The sequence below is a fragment of the Pseudomonas sp. KB_12 genome, from assembly GCF_052114545.1.
GTDB classification, from domain to species: domain Bacteria; phylum Pseudomonadota; class Gammaproteobacteria; order Pseudomonadales; family Pseudomonadaceae; genus Aquipseudomonas; species Aquipseudomonas brassicacearum.
This window is the reverse complement of record NZ_JBFREY010000111.1, coordinates 1-424: the sequence shown is the minus strand read 5'-3', so window position 1 is coordinate 424 and position 424 is coordinate 1. Positions and strand designations below refer to the sequence as shown.

Genomic DNA, 424 nt, shown 5'->3' with positions numbered 1-424 from the left:
GCTTCGCTCACCCCAACCTACGCCGGCGCGTGGCGCCTCAGGCGCCGATGACCTGCCCCGTCTTGCGCCGATACGCACGCAGCACCTGATCCATCACCCAGTTCGTGCGCGCCCCGCTCTCGGCGGTGGAAGGACACACGCCCTTCTCCCCGCGCAACTCCCGCACGATGGTCTCGATCAACGGCTGCTGGATATGCGCGGGATTGGCCACGCGATACTCGCGCACGCCCTCCTTCGTCTCCACCGCGATCGGCCCGTCGCCAAAGGTGGCAAAGCGCATGCTGCCCCGGTCGCCGATCACCTCGATGCAGTCGTGGTGCTTGTAGCTGTCGAAATTCCACAGCCCGGTACCCAGCACGCCGCTGTCGAAGGCGAACGACATCGCCACCGTATCCTCCGGCGGATACGCGCCGAGCTGATTGCC

General features: G+C 66.7%; 1 pseudogene. It reads right to left on the bottom strand.

Annotation, left to right across the window (positions count from 1 at the left end):
* Positions 1–37 precede the first annotated feature (37 nt).
* Positions 38–424: pseudogene (locus tag AB4Z20_RS28090) on the bottom strand (hypothetical protein); the annotation flags it as partial.